Origin of the sequence: Planococcus versutus (assembly GCF_001186155.3) — a bacterium.
In the GTDB taxonomy this organism is placed as follows: Bacteria; Bacillota; Bacilli; order Bacillales_A; family Planococcaceae; genus Planococcus; species Planococcus versutus.
Genome location: NZ_CP016540.2, coordinates 201,512 through 221,090, shown reverse-complemented (window position 1 = coordinate 221,090; position 19,579 = coordinate 201,512). Strand labels below are relative to the sequence as shown.

At 39.4% G+C, this 19,579-nt stretch carries 24 protein-coding genes; 1 reads left to right on the top strand and 23 read right to left on the bottom strand.

The features are described from left to right. Nucleotides 1-14: 14 nt before the first annotated feature. Nucleotides 15-386 carry a DUF3899 domain-containing protein gene (locus I858_RS01215; RefSeq protein ID WP_049693474.1) on the top strand — a complete coding sequence of 124 codons (372 nt, stop codon included), beginning with the start codon at nucleotides 15-17 and terminating at the stop codon, nucleotides 384-386. 505 nt (nucleotides 387-891) lie between these two features. Here the strand turns inward: I858_RS01215 and I858_RS01210 are convergent. From I858_RS01210 to I858_RS01100, 23 genes are all read right to left on the bottom strand, one after another. Then, nucleotides 892-1,143, bottom strand: coding sequence for a hypothetical protein (locus I858_RS01210; protein WP_049693924.1), 252 nt, complete (start codon nucleotides 1,141-1,143; stop codon nucleotides 892-894). Between the two features lie 41 nt (nucleotides 1,144-1,184). Then, nucleotides 1,185-1,943, bottom strand: a complete 759-nt coding sequence (locus I858_RS01205) for an amino acid ABC transporter ATP-binding protein (protein WP_049693923.1) — start codon at nucleotides 1,941-1,943, stop codon at nucleotides 1,185-1,187. A 76-nt stretch (nucleotides 1,944-2,019) separates the two neighbouring features. Continuing rightward, nucleotides 2,020-2,676: an amino acid ABC transporter permease gene (locus I858_RS01200; protein WP_049693922.1), complete on the bottom strand. Its 657-nt coding sequence runs from the start codon at nucleotides 2,674-2,676 to the stop codon at nucleotides 2,020-2,022. Between the two features lie 30 nt (nucleotides 2,677-2,706). After that, nucleotides 2,707-3,879 (bottom strand): saccharopine dehydrogenase family protein, encoded by a 1,173-nt coding sequence (locus tag I858_RS01195; RefSeq protein ID WP_049693921.1) that lies wholly within the window; start codon nucleotides 3,877-3,879, stop codon nucleotides 2,707-2,709. Between the two features lie 141 nt (nucleotides 3,880-4,020). Then, entirely contained in the window at nucleotides 4,021-4,845 is an 825-nt protein-coding gene (locus I858_RS01190) for a transporter substrate-binding domain-containing protein (RefSeq protein ID WP_049693920.1), read from the bottom strand. Between the two features lie 249 nt (nucleotides 4,846-5,094). Next, the gene (locus I858_RS01185; RefSeq protein ID WP_049693919.1) at nucleotides 5,095-5,559 is read right to left on the bottom strand and encodes a hypothetical protein; all 465 of its coding nucleotides are present in this window, start codon (nucleotides 5,557-5,559) and stop codon (nucleotides 5,095-5,097) included. Nucleotides 5,560-5,872: 313 nt separating this feature from the next. After that, a complete protein-coding gene (locus I858_RS01180; protein WP_049693918.1) occupies nucleotides 5,873-6,223 on the bottom strand; it encodes a PilZ domain-containing protein in 351 nt (116 codons plus the stop codon). A gap of 20 nt (nucleotides 6,224-6,243) precedes the next feature. Beyond that, a complete protein-coding gene (locus tag I858_RS01175; protein ID WP_049693917.1) occupies nucleotides 6,244-6,681 on the bottom strand; it encodes a YaaR family protein in 438 nt (145 codons plus the stop codon). Further along, complete coding sequence (locus I858_RS01170) at nucleotides 6,682-7,113, bottom strand: DUF6115 domain-containing protein (protein WP_049693916.1); 432 nt, start codon at nucleotides 7,111-7,113, stop codon at nucleotides 6,682-6,684. It lies immediately after the preceding gene. A 36-nt stretch (nucleotides 7,114-7,149) separates the two neighbouring features. Then, entirely contained in the window at nucleotides 7,150-7,908 is a 759-nt protein-coding gene (locus I858_RS01165; protein WP_049693915.1) for a FliA/WhiG family RNA polymerase sigma factor, read from the bottom strand. A gap of 127 nt (nucleotides 7,909-8,035) precedes the next feature. Further along, nucleotides 8,036-9,136, bottom strand: a complete 1,101-nt coding sequence (flhF, locus tag I858_RS01160; RefSeq protein ID WP_049693914.1) for a flagellar biosynthesis GTPase FlhF — start codon at nucleotides 9,134-9,136, stop codon at nucleotides 8,036-8,038. Continuing rightward, on the bottom strand, nucleotides 9,133-11,172 hold the full coding sequence (gene flhA, locus I858_RS01155; protein ID WP_049693913.1) for a flagellar biosynthesis protein FlhA: 2,040 nt from the start codon (nucleotides 11,170-11,172) through the stop codon (nucleotides 9,133-9,135). The genes flhF and flhA overlap by 4 nt, the downstream gene beginning before the upstream one ends. A gap of 23 nt (nucleotides 11,173-11,195) precedes the next feature. Then, nucleotides 11,196-12,284: a flagellar biosynthesis protein FlhB gene (gene flhB / locus I858_RS01150; protein WP_049693912.1), complete on the bottom strand. Its 1,089-nt coding sequence runs from the start codon at nucleotides 12,282-12,284 to the stop codon at nucleotides 11,196-11,198. After that, the gene (gene fliR / locus I858_RS01145; RefSeq protein ID WP_049693928.1) at nucleotides 12,285-13,064 is read right to left on the bottom strand and encodes a flagellar biosynthetic protein FliR; all 780 of its coding nucleotides are present in this window, start codon (nucleotides 13,062-13,064) and stop codon (nucleotides 12,285-12,287) included. It lies immediately after the preceding gene. A 6-nt stretch (nucleotides 13,065-13,070) separates the two neighbouring features. Next, complete coding sequence (gene fliQ, locus I858_RS01140; protein WP_049693911.1) at nucleotides 13,071-13,340, bottom strand: flagellar biosynthesis protein FliQ; 270 nt, start codon at nucleotides 13,338-13,340, stop codon at nucleotides 13,071-13,073. A 16-nt stretch (nucleotides 13,341-13,356) separates the two neighbouring features. After that, the gene (gene fliP / locus I858_RS01135; protein WP_049693910.1) at nucleotides 13,357-14,046 is read right to left on the bottom strand and encodes a flagellar type III secretion system pore protein FliP; all 690 of its coding nucleotides are present in this window, start codon (nucleotides 14,044-14,046) and stop codon (nucleotides 13,357-13,359) included. After that, a complete protein-coding gene (locus I858_RS01130; protein ID WP_049693909.1) occupies nucleotides 14,043-14,690 on the bottom strand; it encodes a flagellar biosynthetic protein FliO in 648 nt (215 codons plus the stop codon). The genes fliP and I858_RS01130 overlap by 4 nt, the downstream gene beginning before the upstream one ends. A gap of 27 nt (nucleotides 14,691-14,717) precedes the next feature. After that, nucleotides 14,718-15,749: a flagellar motor switch protein FliN gene (gene fliN / locus I858_RS01125; protein ID WP_049693908.1), complete on the bottom strand. Its 1,032-nt coding sequence runs from the start codon at nucleotides 15,747-15,749 to the stop codon at nucleotides 14,718-14,720. Then, the gene (gene fliM, locus I858_RS01120) at nucleotides 15,739-16,722 is read right to left on the bottom strand and encodes a flagellar motor switch protein FliM (RefSeq protein ID WP_049693907.1); all 984 of its coding nucleotides are present in this window, start codon (nucleotides 16,720-16,722) and stop codon (nucleotides 15,739-15,741) included. Before fliM ends, fliN begins: the two co-directional genes overlap by 11 nt. Before the next feature lie 13 nt (nucleotides 16,723-16,735). Next, on the bottom strand, nucleotides 16,736-16,951 hold the full coding sequence (locus I858_RS01115) for a flagellar FlbD family protein (RefSeq protein WP_049693906.1): 216 nt from the start codon (nucleotides 16,949-16,951) through the stop codon (nucleotides 16,736-16,738). Nucleotides 16,952-16,974: 23 nt separating this feature from the next. Further along, nucleotides 16,975-17,754, bottom strand: a complete 780-nt coding sequence (locus tag I858_RS01110; RefSeq protein WP_049693905.1) for a flagellar hook-basal body complex protein — start codon at nucleotides 17,752-17,754, stop codon at nucleotides 16,975-16,977. Between the two features lie 42 nt (nucleotides 17,755-17,796). After that, on the bottom strand, nucleotides 17,797-18,246 hold the full coding sequence (gene flgD, locus I858_RS01105) for a flagellar hook assembly protein FlgD (protein WP_049693904.1): 450 nt from the start codon (nucleotides 18,244-18,246) through the stop codon (nucleotides 17,797-17,799). A gap of 16 nt (nucleotides 18,247-18,262) precedes the next feature. Beyond that, nucleotides 18,263-19,579 carry a flagellar hook-length control protein FliK gene (locus I858_RS01100; protein WP_049693903.1) on the bottom strand — a complete coding sequence of 439 codons (1,317 nt, stop codon included), beginning with the start codon at nucleotides 19,577-19,579 and terminating at the stop codon, nucleotides 18,263-18,265.

The following is a 19,579-nucleotide window of genomic DNA, read 5'->3' as shown; positions in this document are numbered from 1 at the left end:
AAGGATCGACTTGCATGAATTTTAAACGCATTTTATTTTTTATTTCCTTCGTTATTTCACTTGTTTTGCCTTTTTTCTTACACAGTCTCTGGACTCTCGCTAAATGGATTGATGCTTTATTTTTGATTGGACTTTTATTGCTAATGATTTATTCCGTCATGCTTTTGATTGAAGGTCAATTTTTTACAGCTTTTTTTAAAAGCACACGAAACTTTTTTGCAAAAGTAAACAAAAAAGATCAACTCATTCAAGAAAGCGAAAAAAGAACCACTTATTCCGTTGACTATCATCGAGAATTCCCGAACCGAAATGCCTTTTTTCAAATTGGCTTACTGTTTTCTATTGGCAGTTTAGTCGTTTCTGTTACTTACTTTTTCTTGAGTTGAATAGCTAATTAAAAAACGGCATTGCCTTTAAGGGCATTGCCGTTTCAGCTTGTAGACAAAGTCTTATTAAACTGAATAGTGACGTATAATCTCCAACTGGGCTGGCCACTTCGCTTTCCGGTGGGCTCAGCTTCAGCCTCCTCGTCACTGACGTTCCTGCGGGGTCTTCAGCTTTCGCTGTCCCACAGGGGTCTTCGTGGACCAGCCCAGTTGGAGGGTTCCAGCTCTAATCAAAGTGAGACTATTTAGTCCATTTCACAATAAAAATACATGATCAAGCCTTTTCATCTACTCACTTAAGGATTCGGAGCACCAAGTGGCGACTCCTGCGGAAAAACGAAGGGATGAGACCCCGCAGGAGCTTGCGACGAGGAGGCTCAGCGCGGAGTCCGCGGAAAGCGTCCGCTTGGTGTGGAGAATCCTAGATGCATACAAAAAAATGAATAATCATTCTTTTGTCTACAGTCTGAAACGGCATTGCCTTTAAGGGCATTGCCGTTTTGTCTTATAGTGCCCATCGAATTCGTTCTATAATTTCTTCTAGGTAAGCTTGACTATGTGGCACAAAATCTTTTAACCCAATCCACTTGCTAAAAGGCGGTCTACTAGTAGATTGGTGAATAATTTCATCGACTTCTATCCTTTCTTTTTCTTTTTTAAATAATGCTGCCAACTCTTCAAACTCAACGGTCACAATACCTGATACTTCTTCTAGTTGTAATTCAAACGTTTCGTTACTGTTTTCTTTTTTTCTCATTATACAACAAAAAAACCAGCCTTCTTTCTGGCCGGTTCGTTTCACTCTGTAACCACTGCTTCTACTTTTGATAGAAACTGTTTGGTTCGATCTTCTTTTGGATGTTCAAAAATTTGCTGTGAAGTTCCTTGCTCAACGATGATTCCTTCATCCATAAACACGACGCGATCTGCCACTTCTTTCGCAAAATTCATTTCGTGTGTCACGATGACCAAGGTCATGCCTTCTTCTGCTAAACTTTTGATAACCAATAGCACTTCACGTACGAGTTCAGGGTCGAGCGCTGAAGTCGGCTCATCAAAAAGCATAACCAACGGATCTAATGCAAGAGAGCGAGCAATCGCCACGCGCTGTTGCTGTCCACCTGACAGCTGCGCTGGGTAATGATCGGCTCGGTCAGCTAATCCTACTTTGGCAAGCAGTTCGACAGCAATCGCTTTTGCTTCTACAGGACCCTTACCGTGTATAGCAATGGGTCCTTCCATAACGTTCTCAATCGCTTTCTTATGAGGAAATAAATTAAATGATTGAAAAACAAAACCCGTTTTTTTCCGCAATTCCCTGATTACTTTTTTTCGGTGTCGATCAATTTTCCCTCCAGCTTTTACTTCGTAGTCACCAACTTGAATAAGTCCTTCAGTCGGTTCTTCTAAAAAGTTTAAACAACGCAACAAAGTCGATTTCCCTGACCCACTTGGTCCCATGATAACAACTACTTCGCTCTTATCGATGGATAAGTCGATTCCTTTCAGAACTTCGTTGTCTCCGAAGTTTTTTACCAATCCGGTAACTTTTATCATATGCCGATCAGTCTCCTTTTATACAGCCTTACTCACTGGCGACAGCCAGCAAAAGACTTTCTTGCAGAATGATTTTTTATCTGACTAAGTACTTGGATGACCGAATTTCCAAGCGATCCAGTAATTTGGTGAAAAAAGAAATCAGTACCCAATAAATCGCCGCAGCCACCAAATAGATAGTTAATGGCTCAAATGTTTTTGCAATGATTAAACTCGACATCTGTAGTAGTTCTGTAACTGTGATGACCGAAACTAAAGAAGTGTCTTTAATTAAGACAATAAATGAATTGGATAGCGTTGGAATCGCAATTCGTAAGCTTTGCGGAAGAATGATTCGCTTTAAAGCTTGCGGATACGTCATTCCCATCGACATAGAAGCTTCCATTTGCCCGTTGTCCACTGCCAAAATAGAAGCTCTGAAAGATTCAGATAAATAAGCTCCTGCATTTAAACTCAACGCTAAAATACCTGATGATATTGGGTCTAATACGATGCCAATTTGAGGCAGTCCATAATAGATAACAAAAATTTGCACCAACAGCGGAGTTCCACGCATCAATGAAACGTAAACATTTGCAATTTCATTTAACACTTTTATTTTCAGGATACGAATAATGGCTGTCAGAAAGCCAATCACTAAAGCAATTAAAATCGAAATGGCAGCGAGAAAAATTGTCATTCCTGTCGCTTTGAGCAACGATGGCAATGAATCAATAACAATTGTAAAATCCATAAGTCCTCCCATTAGACAAGAAGTAAAACGCTATTCCTTTTCATCGAAAATTTCTTCTTTATACTCAATCTCAATCTCTAATTGGCTCAATTCAGTTAAAAAAGGCTGGAATCGTTCTCGAACGATTAAACTTTCAATTGGAATAACGCCTGTCTCTGTTATTTTTTTACTAGCAATCCATTGCGAGATTAGTAACGCTGGAATGGCAGTGGTTTTAGCCATTGACGTTATTTTTCGCTCATGATCGTATAAATCAATCATTTCCCATGTATGTTTTGTCGAAACTCCTTGTTTGACACCACTTACTTCTACTCTCAAAACAGTGATATCTTCGACTGAATGCCCCGACATACTAGGCAATAGAACGTTCTCTGCAAATAATTTTGGGCTAATCGAAATGTCTCCAATAGTGATCGGGGTTTCATCAAGAAATCCAAGTTCTGCTAACACGCTCATCTTGTTCCAATGACCCGGATAGCGGACAGTTCGTTCTACTAAATTTTCTACTTTTCCTTGCAAGATAAAAGCCGTACTATGCGCATCTGTGATCACTGTTTCACATAAGCCAACTGGCTCTGGAAACGTGACTTCTTCTAATTCTGAAAGCGGAGCTAGCTCGACTACTTTTCCAGATTGAATCACAGTTGCTGGCCTCGTATAAAGACCAAGTAAACTTTCAAGACGATAAACAACTTGATACCCTAATGGTGGGTCCGGATATCTTGGAATTCCACCACAAGAGAGAATCGCTGTTTTCGCTTCATCCAATAATTCAATTCCTTGGGCTGCCAAAAAATTGGTGATGCCCGGAGCAACTCCACAGCCTGGGACAATCAATACTCCTGCTTGCTGTGCTTGTTCATGCAGCGCTAGTTTTTCAGTAAAATGAGATCCTACCAAATCAATCAAATGACATTTCGAAGAAATTGCTGCCTTTATTGCTGGTAGGCTTAACGAATGTGGAAGACATCCTATCGCTAGGTCAGCACCTTTTAGCACTTTGGCAATATCGTCTTCTGTTGCTAACGCTGCCACTTTACCAATTACTTGTGGATTGTCAGCAATAGCTAGACATTTATCGATGCTCGCTTGATTGATATCAACAGCTGTGATGGTTTTCAGACCATCATGCTTAGTCAATTTAGCCAATTCTGTTACGACTGTAGTGCCAATCATACCTGTTCCTAAAACGAAGATATGCATTTCCCCACTCCTCACTTATCGCGTATAAACGAATAAAGGCAAAATTTGCGGCAAAAAATTGCTTCAGATAAACGCGTTGAGTACAGAATGCGCAATATCAAAAAGCAGAAATTAGTAGTTTGAATTATCTGCTGTGAACAATTAACTTTCTAACGGTTCTGTTCCAAACCATTTTTTATAGATTTCAGCATACGTGCCATCTTCTTTCATTTCACTTAAAGCCATATTGACTTTTTCGATAAAATCTTCGTTTCCTTTGTTGACTGCCATACCGATTTCATCTTTATTTAAAATATCGCTTGAAATTTTAATAGGCAGACCTTGTTCTTTGATGTTGTAGCTAATCAATAATTGGTCGTTGATGATGGCATCTAGACGTTTGTTTGTTAAGTCCTGAATGTAGTCACCCACTGCTTTATACAATTTTACTTCTGCACCATCCACGCTGTTGGCTACTTCTTCAAAAGTTGTTCCTCCACCCACACCTACTTTTTTCCCTTTAATATCTTCAAGTTTTGTAATGTCATCTGTATCTTCACGTGTTACTAGTACTGAACCTGTAATTACATACGGATCTGTAAAATCAACACTTTTTTGTCGCTCTTCTGTAACTGTCATTTGGCCGATAATAATATCGAATTTGTCTGCTTTTAGTCCTCCAATTAGTCCATCCCATTTGGTTGCGATAAAATTAGCTTCTACCCCTAGACGTTCTGCAAGTTCATTAGAGATGTCAACATCAAATCCTTGGAATTCATCTTTATCGTCAATAAAGTTAAAAGGTGGATAAGTTCCTTCAAATGCTACATTTAATTTTCCGGATTCTTCCATTCTCTCTAGCACTCCACCAGACTTGGTTTCAGTTCCATCATCAGGAGCTTTTTCTGTTGTATCTTCAGTTCCACATGCCGCTAAAAATCCAAAAATAAATAAGAAAATAATAGCACTGATCGTTGTTTTTTTCATTTTCATTCCTCCATCTTCAAATTTTCGATCTTCTTTAATCGTTCCTTAAGCAATAAAATAAAGCTCTTTCGATTAAGCCATTCTTCACACTTGTTCCTTTTCGTTATAATAGAACTATTTAATTCCATATTTTAGAAACAAGTACTCTTCTTATTATTGTCTTAGTAAGAGATAAAGTCAAACAAATTTCTGATTTTTAAGAATATTTAGTAAAAACCCTCCAATAGCTAACTCTTGGAGGGTTTACGTTTATTCGTATACATTAAATGCCGCGTCATCGGGTGTTACATGCTTAATGAATAGTAAGTCTTCTTGTGTGACATCTGGAACAAAAAACTCTGTACCCCAATGCTCTGAAGAAAAAATGTGCTGCTCTCCTCTACTTAAAAATACTGAAAACCACGCCAGTCTTTTATTCTCATAAACATGATGCGTTAGTAGAAATTCAGCGATTTCTACTGTTAACAGTCCCGCAAAAATTGTCATCTTTTGCTCTTTAGTAATCTCAACTAACCCTGGAAGGTTTAAAGTGATTTCGTTAACCACTGCAAATTCCTCATTCCAGCAATGAATTTCAAACGTATCAGACTTAGCCAGAAAATATTCCATTAGCAACAACCAATAATCGTAATTTGCGGTAGCCGGTATTCGTTCTTTTTCTCGATCGTCTGCAAACTCTGTAAGTTCAAAATGCAATTGCTTTTTAAGTTCCATGGGTAAGTCACCTTCTTTTTCTTTTTCGTTAATGCTATTACTTCTCTATATTCTTTAGAAATTCCTCCTATCCAAAATTACTCGCTTTATTTAACTTTTATAAATTGAAAAAAAAGTATCCATAAGTTGCCAAAAATAAAATAAGCAGAGAAAAATCTAACGATTTTTCTCTGCTTATTTTTGTTTTTAAACAGTTGGCAAAAGCGTTGTCTGACTAGTAATTAACCAGGCTTTCAAAAAACGCTAGAAGGTTGTCATTAAACGTTAGCATTTATGATCTTTAAGACAGTCTCTTTTTCATCAAACCACAGGGCTAGTCTGTCAGGAAACTTTTCCGATTGCGGATTTGGTAGTGATTTAGTTGTTTGAACAACTCTGAAGAAGTTCCTTGGTCTACAGAGAACTCCACTCCGCACTTTACCACATCAACACCAGTCGCTTTGCGGACAATGGACCCTTCTAACATGAAAGCGCTATCTAATATTTCAAAGCTGCAACGTACGCTTTCTCCTAGAGGAATATTAAGAACAGAAGAAAATACTAGACCTCCTGCACTAACATCATAAATCTCGACTGGCAAAAAATTGCCTCCGTAAACTGAAACTTTGCCATTCAACGCCTGATTGAAAATAACCCGAAAAAATTCGCGACGATTTTCTGACATTTCACTCTCTCCGTCCTCGGTCACATATACAAATTTACAAGCAGACCTTTGATTTCTCCAACTAGATCTAAAGTACCAATTCCTTCTTCTTCATTATTCAATACTTCGTCTTGGATTTCAATCATTTTTTTATCGATTACTTTGATAATTTGTTGTGACGTTAAACTTCCGTCCGACATAAAACCCTGTTTGTCTGATAAGTGCAAGCCATGACTTACGGATTCTGACACAAACTGTTTGATTACTTGTTTGTAATTCACTAGATTTTCAAGTGTGTGTTGATTGGCTAGTTTCTGTCCTAGTTTATCTATACTGCTCATTAACTGGTTTAATGAATCATGTTGCAGCTTGGACTGAGATTTTCTCATAGCAGTTGAGAAAAGTTCGCCCGACTTGTTGCCATTAACTTGCTTTAGCAGGCGGTCATTTTGAATCATATTCTGACTATCAATGCGCATTTACAGCACCTCGTCTCTTGTAAAGCTGCTATGCCGCTTGTGGTTCATGTTAACAATAAGCTCGACTTCGCCAAAATCAACTTGAAGCACTTTAGCAATTTGCTTAGAAGAAAATCCTTGTTTGGAAAGCTGAACTATTTTTTCAGTTTCTACAGTAGTCTTTTCTTCCCGATCAGTCTTTTCAATTGTCAGCACAGCTTTTTGTTCCAATCGTCCAACTCGTTCTGCTAACTGGTTTTCGCGCTCTTTTATGTAGATGGTTAACTTATTATATAATTCATTATTTTCTTCTTCAAGTTGAGCCACAAACTCAGCCATCTTTTCCTGGACTTTAGTTGACTCATTTTCAATACGTTGTTTTTTTACTGTTAGTATCAACAGAATATTTACTAGCATTAGCACAATGCTAATTACGATCAATAGCCATTCCATGATTACCACCTTGGCCTTCTGTTTGTGATTTTAACTTTAATAATGATCGTGTACAGCTAAAATCGAAGCGTGCAGACGAAGCATAGCTTTTGAGTGAAGCTGTGAAACTCTTGATACGCTGACACTAAGAATTTCTGCAATTTCAGTTAATTTCATTTCTTCAAAATAACATAACGACACCGTAATTTTTTCTTTTTCTGGCAAACATTCAATCGCACGAACTAATGATTCTTTCGTCATTCGATCTGATAAATGGCGTTCAGGCGATTGTGCGTGATGGTTCCCCATTATCCCACGTTCTTCAAAATGTTCATCATCCATTGAAATCATTGTCGATAAAGCCGCCTCTGAGACTGTCTTATTAAGCTCAGCTTTTGTAATACCCAAATACGAGCTAACTTCCTCGTCAGATACAGATGCACTATTTTGCTGTTCCAACAAAAGATAGGCTTTTTCAATTTTCTTTACTTTTTCTCTAACGGATCGTGGCAGCCAATCGCTGTGTCGCAACCCATCAATAATGGCGCCTTTGATGCGCCAAGAAGCGTAGGTTTCAAATTTTAACTCTCTTTTAATATCAAATTTACTTAATGCATCGAGTAGTCCTTCATAGGCATAGCTGCGGACATCATCTTTTTCCACAACTTTAGGCAAACTGATCATGAACCGTTGAATCACGTAATCAACCAAAGGAAGATACTGTTCAACAAGGTATTCGCCAGCCTGTGGGTCCTGGTGTTGTTGCCAATCGCTCCAATAAGAAAGTTCTTCTTTTGATAATTTATGATTCAGCATGATTTTTCACCACCATTTCCAAGCGGAAAAGCCGCTCTTATTTTTAAAAATTTTTATAATAAATCCGTTAATTTACGATTTTGTCAGATTGCTTCGTCATTATTTTTCTCTTAACTGATTTGCTTGATCACACATCAATCTTGTCCCCTAAGATAAAGTCAGCCACCAATTCGGACGTTAACATCATAATGTCATCCGGTACATTTTGGCCATTAGCGATATAGCGTATCGGAATGTCGTAATGGCAAATCAAATTCACGATAGCGCCCGAAGAACTGGTTTCGTCTTTTTTAGTCAATAGCAGTTCATCCATAGAAATGGAGCGGAAATTATTAATTATTTTTTTCATATCTTCGTATTTGGCAGTTAAGCTCAATACTAAGTGAATCTGTACCTTACTATCAGTTGGCAGTAACTGCTTAAGGTCTTCAATATATTGCGTCTGCTGATAATTTCGGCCTGCCGTATCCATTAAGATGATATCGCAGTCATGAAAATCTTCGATTGCTTTCGTTAAATCTGCAGAAGACTCTACTACTTTAACTGGAATATTCAAGATGCTGCCATAGGTTTTTAATTGCTCAACTGCCGCAATACGGTAAGTATCCGCAGTAATCAACCCTACTTTTTTATCCTTTGTCAGCATATAATCAGCCGCAATTTTAGCGATTGTCGTTGTTTTCCCAACTCCTGTCGGACCGATAAAACAAATAATTTCTGGTTGTTGTGAAATTTCATCACACTGATGCGAATCCATCATTGCGACTAATTCTTCACGAGCAAAGCGTTGAACACTCTCTAACGTTTGGTCAGTGTTAAATTCAACTCTTGCCATCAATTTTGCTAGCAAGTCTGTCAAAATATCCGGCGCTATTTCTTGCGCAATCAGATGCTTTTTCACCAAACGCAGGGGTTCAGGAAGGTCTTCTTCTTTCATCTGCTTGATCATAAATTGCTTAATGTTTTTTAACTCATGGATCAATTCTGCTGAGGAGTTTTCTTGATTATTTGGCTTTGTTAAAGATTTCATATTAGTTGGCAACTCTTTTCCAGGGAGGATTGCATCAACGCCAGCTGTGATTTCTAATTTTTCTTTCTTGAAAAAACCTAAAAATCCACTTGTTTTGATTTTTTTGGTATTTAAAATCAACGCATCTTCGCCTAGATCCTTTTTAATCATTGGGAGTGCTTCCGCCATCGTGTTGACGATATATGTTTTCAACCTCATGAGACGTTCACCACTCCAACACTTTGAATTTCAATTTCTGGTTCTAGTTCGTTATAGGACAGCACTGGCAAGTCGGGTGCAAAACGCTCGACAAATTGTCTCATGTAAATACGGATAGCAGGAGACGTCAGTAAAATGGGCTGAACGCCGGTTTGCTGAAGCTGCGCCGCTTGTTCTGTGATCCGCTGGAAGATTGTCTGAGACGACTCTGGGTCGATTGATAAGTAATTGCCTTGCTCTGTCCGGTGGACTGAGTCAGCGAATTTCTTTTCAAGGCTGGCGCCTGCTGTAATCACTTGCAACGGCTCTTTTGGTGTAGCGTATTGTAAAGTAATTTGACGCGATAGGGATTGGCGAACGTATTCTGTCAACAAGTCTGCGTCTTTTGTTTGCGTAGAGTAATCTGCCAATGTTTCCAAAATGGCTAATAAATTGCGGATGGATACTTTTTCTTTTAAAAGTTTCATTAACACTTTTTGTACTTCTCCAATGGTCATTAAATTTGGTACTAACTCTTCGACTACTGCTGGTGCTGTTTCGCGCATATTTTCAATGAGCGATTTTACTTCTTGTCTACCGATTAATTCATGCGCGTGGCGTTTGATCACTTCAGTCAAATGAGTAGACACAACAGACGGCGGATCAACAATGGCGTAACCTGCCATTTCCGCTTCTTCTTTCATGTCTTCATCGACCCATAAAGCTGGCATACCAAAGGCCGGTTCTACGGTTTCAATGCCTTCTACTGATTCGTCGTCAATGCCCGGACTCATGGCTAAGTAATGATCAAGCATAATTTCACCTGATGCGACTTGGTTGCCTTTGATTTTAATCATGTATTCATTCGGCTGCAGTTGGATGTTGTCACGGATCCGAATAACTGGAACGACAATACCTAGCTCCATCGCGCATTGTCGACGAATCATAATCACACGGTCCAGTAAATCGCCGCCTTGATTTTTGTCAGCAATTGGAATTAATCCATAGCCAAATTCAAATTCAATGGCGTCGACATGCAGTAAATCAATAACACTTTCTGGGCTTTTCATACTTTCTATTTCTTTATCGTCTTTGCTTAATTCTACTTCTTGTTTTTCTTCAGAATTTAAGGTTTTTTGCATTTGGAAAGCACCATAAGCGATGACACCTGCAATCGGCACAACAAGCATCGGACTGATTGGTGTAAAAACCGCAAACATTACTAACGTTCCAGCAACAATATACAACATCTTTGGATAGGCGAAAAGTTGTTTTGTGATATCTGACCCTAAATTGCCGTCTGATACTGCACGTGTGACGACAATGCCCATCGCTGTCGAAATTAATAGCGCTGGAATTTGAGAAACTAAGCCATCTCCAATAGACAGTAACGTAAACAGTTGTGCTGCTTCTGCGAACGGCAAGCCGTGAACCATAACGCCAATTAACAAACCACCAATAATATTGATGATAGTGATAATAATCCCGGCAATGGCATCTCCTTTAACAAATTTACTGGCACCGTCCATCGCTCCGTAAAAATCTGCTTCCGAACTTACTTTTTCACGGCGGTTTTTCGCTTCTTGATCCGAAATCATTCCAGCGCCGAGGTCGGCGTCAATACTCATTTGCTTACCAGGCATGGAATCGAGTGTAAATCGCGCAGCCACTTCGGCTACGCGTTCGGAACCTTTTGTAATAACAAGAAACTGGATAATGACCAAGATGAGAAATACCAAGATCCCGATAATGGCGCTTCCTCCGACCACAAACGAACCAAACGTTTCAATCACTTGTCCGCCTGTTTGATTGGTCAAAATCGAACGCGTTGTCGAAACGTTTAACCCCAGTCGGAACAAAGTTGTTAACAACAGTAACGTAGGAAAAATAGAAAATTGCAGCGGTTCTTTTGTATTCATTGCAACTAACAAAATGGTCAGAGCAAGACTAATATTGATCATAATTAATACATCTAATAAGAGCGGCGGAAGAGGGATGACCATCATCACCACAATCATGATAACGGCTACCATGATGGCATAATCTCTAAATTTCACGCGGGTCCCCTCCTCTGTCCTGTTTATCGAATTTTTCCTTTAAGTCGGTAAATATATGCTAAAACCTCAGCCACAGCCAGAAACAATTCTTCTGGGACAACATCCCCAACTTCAACTTGGGCATATAGTGCTCGTGCGAGAGGTTTGTTTTCCATCGTCACAATTCCAAATTCTTTTGCTTTTTCTTTAATTTTTAACGCCAAGTGATCTTTCCCCATTGCGATGATGACCGGAGCCTCCATCGTTTCGGCATCGTACTTGATCGCGATAGCGTAATGAGTCGGATTGGTAATCAATACATCTGCACTTGGCAAATCTTGAATCATCCGGTTCATACTCATTTGTCGTTGCTTGTCTTTTATTTTTGATTTGATGAGCGGATCGCCTTCCGCTTTTTTGTATTCATCTTTGATGTCTTGTTTCGACATCTTGATACCTTTTTCAAATTCATATTTTTGGTAAATATAATCCAGAATCGATAAACTTAACAAGATCAGCCCTGCAATCAAGCCCATTTGAAAAACCAACGAACCGATAAAAGAAAACGAATAGCCAATGCTTTTTTGTGATAACGTAAATAACTCATCTTTGGCTACCCACAATACGCCAAATGCAGCGCCGCCAATAATGGCAATTTTCAAGAGGGACTTCCCTAATTCGACTAAAGCACGCATTGAAAAAATGCGCTTTGCCCCTTTGATTGGATCTAACCGCTCAAATTTTGCCATGATTGGGTCTGACGTGAAAATAACACCTACTTGGATAAAATTACCGAGAAAGCCGAAGACCATACCGACAAGCATAATAGGCAGCATCAGTAAAAATGCATTCATGGCCATTTGCTCAAACAATGTACGAATAGTGGCCGGTGTTATTTCCCAGGAAATATATTGCGTAAAATGAATCCGGTAAATAGCTAAAATTCGGTCCATCATCCAGCCACCGAGCGAATTCAGGAGCACAATCCCCCCGATAATAATCATGGCGGCCGCGACTTCCGGGCTTTTTGCCACTTGGCCTTTCCGCTTGGATTCTTGCCGTTTTTGCGGTGTTGCTTTTTCAGTTTTCTCACCCGCGAAAAATTGCAGATCCAAGCGATATCTAGTTGCCACTTACGTTCCTCCTAACAAACGAATCAGTTGAGCCATACTCACCAAGAGTTTCTCAAAGAGAATCTGCAGGATATAAAAAAACACAGGCATGGTCAGAAAAAGCATGATAAAACCAACAAAAATTTTCAACGGCAATCCTACAGCGAATATATTTAGCTGAGGTACCGTTTTTGCCAAAATACCAAGCGCAATATCTACTAAAAACAAAGCACCGACGATTGGCAACGCAATTTGCAGGGCAATCAAGAACATTTCTGCAAATAAGCCTGTCATAAACTGTGCAATGTCTTCCGCTTTTACTGAAATAGCTAAACGCTCTACCGGAAATACGCGCAAGCTTTGCATAACACCATCTAGCATCAAATGATGACCGTTTACAGTCAACAAGAATAATAACGCCATCATGTACTTGAAATGACCGATAATCGGTACTTGTGCACCCGTTTGTGGATCCAACACGTTGGCCATCGAAAAGCCCATTTGAAAATCAATAAAAGCGCCTGCGATTTGAACGGTATATAACACGAGTGCTGCTGTAAAGCCGAGTGCCAAACCTGTCGCCAACTCTTTAATGATTAATAAAAGATAAGTCGAGTCCAAAAGAATCGTTTCACCCATAGGCAACGTTGACACAGCAACAAACGCTAAAAAGGCTGCGATGCCCACTTTAAATTGAGCGGGTACCCCTCGCATTGAGAAAATAGGAGCAATTAGAAAAAAACTGGTCAAACGGACAAGCATGAGTAAAAAATAAGGCAAGATATCAAAAATTTTGTCCATGTCCATTTACCCGATAATTCTTGGTAGCTGCTCAAACAAGTCTCGTGTGTAATCTAGTAACAAAGTCAACATCCACGGGCCAAAGACCACTAGCGAAATAAAGACCGCCAGTATTTTCGGGATAAACGCTAGTGTTTGTTCTTGAATTTGTGTCATGGCTTGAAACACACTGACCAATAACCCAACAGCTAACGCAATGAGCAGCATTGGAGCGGATATGAGAATAACAGTAAAAATCGATTGTTCGGCTAGTTTGATCACCATATCTGGAGTCATTGTATTCTTCCTTTCGTCAAAAGCTGACCAGCAGCGATTCGATTATTAAATACCAGCCATCTACCAATACAAATAACAAAATTTTAAATGGCAAGGAAATCATGACCGGTGGCAACATCATCATTCCCATCGCCATTAACGTACTAGCGACAACCATATCAATAATCAAAAAAGGAATAAAAATGACAAAGCCGATTTGAAAAGCGGTTTTCATTTCACTAATTGCAAATGCCGGAACCAATGAAGTTAACGGAATCTCTTCAATACTGTCAGGCTTTTCTAGCTCTGCGTATTTAAAAAACAAAGCCAAATCTTTTTCTCGTGTGTTTTTTGCCATAAATTCTTTTAATGGCACGATAGCGGTATCCAGTGCTTCTTGCTGTACCATGTCACCGTCTAAATAAGGTTGGAGTGCGGTTTCATTCATCTCTACCACGATAGGAGACATAATAAAAAATGTTAGAAACAGTGCTAAGCCAACCAATACTTGGTTCGGTGGCATGGATTGTGTACCGAGTCCAGTTCGCACAAACGACAAAACGATGATGATCCGCGTAAAACTAGTCATCATAATTAGGATTCCTGGAGCTAAAGACAAAACCGTTAGCAAGAAGAATAATTGAAGCGTTGTTGAGACATCTTCAGGGGACTCTGCGCCAAAATCAATGCCCGGAATATTAATAGCAGATAAGATTTCCGGAATCATAGCGGACGTCCTTCCTTGTCTTGCGTTTCTTTTTCAAACTCATTTTCAAGCGCTTGTTGCTGAGCTTTTTGTTTGTTTAAACTTTGCTTGAACAGCTGATCAAAGCCGTTTTGTTGCGATTTTTTAGAATAAGCCACAACTTTTTTCTTTGTTAAATCGAACAAGTTTTTCGACAGTGCTGGTTGCTGCTGCTCAAAGTCTTTTTCGATGTTGTTGATTTCCGCTCCATCTGAAAATTCCTTGATGAGCGTTACTTCATCCCCAACACCCAGCAAGTACATGTGGCCACCGACTTTTACCACTTGCAGCGATTTGTTATTGCCTAGAGGCGTACCGCCCATTAGTTTAACGGCTTGGTTCGGTTGTAGGTTTTTCTGACGTGCCGCCAAAAACTTAATGAGTCCGTAAATCATTGCCACAATCAGCAACGTGTACAAAATTAATTGAACAATAATTCCAGCTAAGCTTTTTTCTTTTATCGGTGCGTTTTCTATTTCTTCTACGGGTACCTTTTCTTCAGGCTCTTCATTATTTAACCATTCGACAACATTTGGACTCGCTTCAGCAGTCATCGGTACCGTCATTACAGCGTAAAACAAGACCACCATGAGTAGTGTTATGTGCAAAAACATTGATTTGTTCACTCTTGGCAAACTCCTTTTATTTAGCCATTACCGCAATTTTGAAATGCGTTCAGCCGTACTCAGTACATCTGTGACGCGAACGCCGAAGTTTTCATCAATGACAACCACTTCTCCAACCGCAATCAACTTATTATTAATCAAGATATCCACGGGTTCTCCTGCTAATTTATCCAATTCAATAATAGAGCCTTGTGAAATTTCCAGTATTTCTTTGACTACTCTTTTCGTGCGGCCTAGTTCTACAGTGACTTGAAGTGGAATATCCAATAACATATTCAAGTTATTCGGTGTAGATGGCGCTGTTTCGGTATTGTCAAAGCTTGAAAATTGAACATTTTGTACGATTGGTGTTGTTTGAGCCTGCTCATTTAGCCCATCATCTGATTGCTTTGGCATGTTACTTGTCTCCTTTAGTTCTTGCGGATTAAACGGTGCCGTTAAAATCTCCACCAAGGTTTTTGCAAGCGGTAGAGGCAAACATAAATAAAAACGGATGTTTTGCTTTCCGCTAACATTCAACTGGAATTCCGACTCTGTAAACCACTGCTCTTTTGTAAAGTTCGCTAACGAAAATTCACCCTTTTGGTCTACAACGTCCATGCCCGATAAAGAGTAAGCAAGTTCTTTTTCTAACAGCGTTGACATCGACTGTGCCACTGAATCAAACATTTTACTAATCAACTCTTGAACAGCTTGAAATTCTGCTTGGTCTTCTGTAGCCGTTAATGCAGCATCCACATCTTTTTTGGAAACAGCAAGCACCTGCATTCCGCTAGCTGAACCTGTATACTCACCAAGCGCCACATAAAACGGTGCGCCGATAGAACCAAATACAGCATCTCGACTGGTCACAGTTAGTGTTGGAGAAGTGACAAAAACCTGTTCTTCAAGCAACGACGTGAGTAAAGCAGCCGAACCTCCTAGAGACGTGTTCAACAATTCGATGATAGCTTCTGTCTCTGTTTTTGAGAATGCTTTTTCAGGCATCTTCTTTCCTCCTGTCTTCTGGTAATCCAAAAAATTTTTACGTTCTTCTGGAGAATGGTGATTAGTCGTCATCAAATTGAACTCCTTGAATCGACAGTTCTGTTACTTGTACAGCCATCCGACCTTTTGAAACGCCGGGTTGCGCATAAAATTTTAATTTATTGTCTACTTGAAGCGTAACAAGTGACTCGTACGATTCGTCCAAACGAATAACATCGCCCGTTTTCAGGTTCAGAAAATCTCCAAGTTCGATTGTTGATTTTCCCAGTACTGCTTTGATTTCCATTTTGGTGCTTTGCAGCTTTTCTTCTAACGCTTCCAATTCATGCGTTTCAACTGCTTTTTTTTGGTTTGCCAGCCAATGTTTCGCTGATAGCTTCGGCAAGATTTGCTCGAGCACAGTATGAGGCAAACAGATATTGATGATGCCTTCTGCATGCCCAATTTTTGTTTGCAACTTAACCAAAATGACCGTTTCATTTGGAGGAGAAGTAGTCAGAAATTGTGAATTTACTTCAATTTCTTTGAGTTCTGGAGACAGTTTCACTACAGATGACCAGGCTTCCTCAAAACAATCCAGCGACTTTGAAAATACTCGTTCAATGACGCTGATTTCAATTTCAGTCAACTCACTGTCTTTCTGCAAGAGATTGCCTTGACCACCCAGTAGACGGTCAAACATGACATATACCACCTCTGGAGAAAAATCCATCACCATACTGCCTTGTAGCGGTGTTGCTTCGAAAACGCCCAACATCGATTTTTTTTGGACATTCCGAACAAACTCTTGATAAGAAATTTCTTCAACTTTTTCAACAGTCACTTGAACAAATGTCCGAAGCTGTGCCGAAAAATAAGAAGTCAACAAGCGTGAAAAATTTTCATGGATACGAGATAAAGTACGAATTTGATCTTGTGAGAAACGCAACGCTTTCTTGAAATCGTATTCTTGAACATTTCTTTTTTTATCGATCACTTTTGGTTCATGATTGCCCATTGCTGAAAGGATGGTTTCGATATTTTCATTTGATAAAGCATCTGTCAACTTGATTGCCTCCTCATTCGTCTAGGTTCGGCTCATGCAAACGAGGTAAAATGTTTAGCTTCCGGTAATAATCGGTTACTTGGTCCATAACTTCCTCTACAGTTTCCAGTACATGGACTTTTTTGCCGGTTGTTAACGTCACCACGGTATCCGGTGTCGATTCTAGTCGTTCAATATAAATTGCGTTTAATACGATAGATGAACGGTTTAACCTAGTTAAGTTAATCATTTTGATTGACTAAGCCCCTTTTATCAACGTTTTAAGTTCATAACTTCTTGTAAAATCTCATCAGAAGTAGTGATTGTTTTAGAGTTCGCCTGGAATCCACGTTGTGCAATGATCATTTCTGTAAACTCTTCTGTTAAGTCAACGTTAGACATTTCGAGCATGCCTGATCCGATTTCTGTATTCGCTGTTGTAGCAGTTTGAACGTTTAATCCATTTGCGCTAGCTATGTTTGTCATTTCGTATAATGACCCCCCTATTTTACGAAGCCCTGCAGGATTTTCTGGCGTTGATATTCCGATAGAAATTTTCTGCTCGTTTCCATTGGCTAGTTTCCCCACCACTTCTCCTGAGCGATTGATACTAAATGATTCAAAGTTTGAGACATTGATTTTGTTTTGTCCGCTATCTAAAACGTTGTAGCCTTGTGCGGTTACTAAGTCACCAGCAGCTGTTACGGTAAAGTTTCCTGCACGTGTTAAGTACTGTCCTGCTGGAGCAGTAGCTTTTGGATCTTGAACAACAAAAAACCCGTCTCCCATAATGGAAAGATCTGTTCCAACTCCTGTAGACATTAACGATCCTGCATTATGATTTACGTTGATTGAAGCTGTGGATGAACCTAGACCTACTTGCATCGGGTTTGCGCCACTACTAGACATATTTTGGCTTAAAAGATCTTGAAAATTTATAGTACTTTTTTTATAGCCTACTGTATTGACATTAGAGATATTGTTTCCAATAACATCTAATTTTGTTTGGAAATTTTTCATACCTGATACACCTGAGTACATTGAACGTAACATTTAATTTTCCCCTTTCAAGAACCGCATTTTATCCACAATGGCTTACACAGTTTCTTGTTCATTTGATGTTGCTGTCGATTTTTCAATGTGAATAATCGAGTTGATTGGCACCTTTACATCTGATCCTTCAAGTTCAGCCATTAATTCACCATTTTTGCTGGACAAGGCTTTCACGATTCCTTCACCTGACTCTGTTTCTGACTGCCATTTAACAGCTGTACCGATTAAATGTGCATAGTCTGCTAACGAAGAACTTCCTTGATTGTTGACGAATTGTGTCATCGTCTTGTTTAAATTGGTTAATTGCTCAAGACTTGTAAATTGAGCCATTTGGCCAATAAATTCAGTGTCTTTTAATGGTTCCATTGGATCTTGATGCTTCATTTGAGTTACTAGAATTTTAAGAAATACATCTTGTCCGAGCGCATTTGTTGGTGCAGTTTTAGCATCCGGTGCTGTCGCCGCTCCCATTGTCACTGTCGAAATATTCATCAAAACACCCTTTCTTTTACACGGTGTAATCTATTTTCATCAATCCTTCAGATAACGGTTTTCTTATTTCTTTAACTAATTCATCTTCAGACTGAAAATAACGATTACCATTACGCAAAGCCTTATTTTGCTGTTGTTGTGTAAACCGCTGCTCTGCATGGGGTTGTTGTTGGCTAAAAGACCGTTGTGAACTTTGCTCAAGCACTTCAATTTTTTCCACTTCCACACCTTGTTGAATTAATGAAGTTCTCAACTGATTTAGCTGAAGTTCAATCGCTTCTTTTGCCATTGGCGTACTCGCCATAATTTGAGCGGCTAGCTTGCCATTTGTCGATGTCAATAAGATTTCAAGATGACCCAAATGTTCAGGGAAAATGTTGACACGCATTTTCATGCCTTCTTGACTTTCCGCTAAACGCATGGAGTTTTTCAGCATCCCGCTCAAGTCTTCTAACAAATTTGGTAAACGTATCAGTGGAGATGGCTGCTGGCTGGCTTCTGCTTTCATTAAAAAGCTTGAAGACTTTCCACCATCTATCGCTATAGGTAAAGGTTGAACAGTTTCTACTTCTACTGGTACTTTAAGAGATTGAATTTCTTCTTTGCTTTGGCTTTTCTGAAGAGGGGTAACGTCTACTAATTCAAGTTCTTTTGGAGTCACTTGTGTTTCAACAGACAACTTAGCCGTAACATTTAGTGGCTTCAGTATTTCACTGACAAGCTTTGAAATATTCTTTACTGAATGACTTTCATTAACAGTTGATAACAACGGCACTTCACGCTCTACCGTTTTTAGTTGCGTATCTAGCTTGATTACTTGTTGTTGTTTTTCGAGCATGTCGATCAGTTCGCTCAGCTTCTTAGAAATTTGTGCTAACCCGTTAAATCCTAGACGTTTTTTTTCTTCTTCCGGCTCGTTAAAAATCGACGTTTTTTCAGATCCTCTAGTCGATTTATCACTTAAAACTTGTAGCTGTTCTCCAATCTTCTCAAGCAACACAACCAATTTACTGTTGCTGTCCGGTGCATTCTGATCAACCATCGTCAAATGGGCTTGCTTGCTTTCAGTTTGAAGCTCTTGCAGTTGAAGAATAGCGTATTGAATTTCTTGATGCTCAGTTGTTGGCTCTTCAATTAGCAATTCTTGCAAAGACACTAGCACAGACTCTAAGATTTCTACTATGCTTTCTGCGGGTGCTGGTTGTTCGCTAACATGAGGAGGTGCCAATGATTCTAGTAAAGAAGCGAATTCCGCTTGATTTAGAACAGGTTTCGAAGTAGTTTTTGTGATAGGACTAATGGTTTGTTGAAACATCGGCTTTAACGCTTCCAT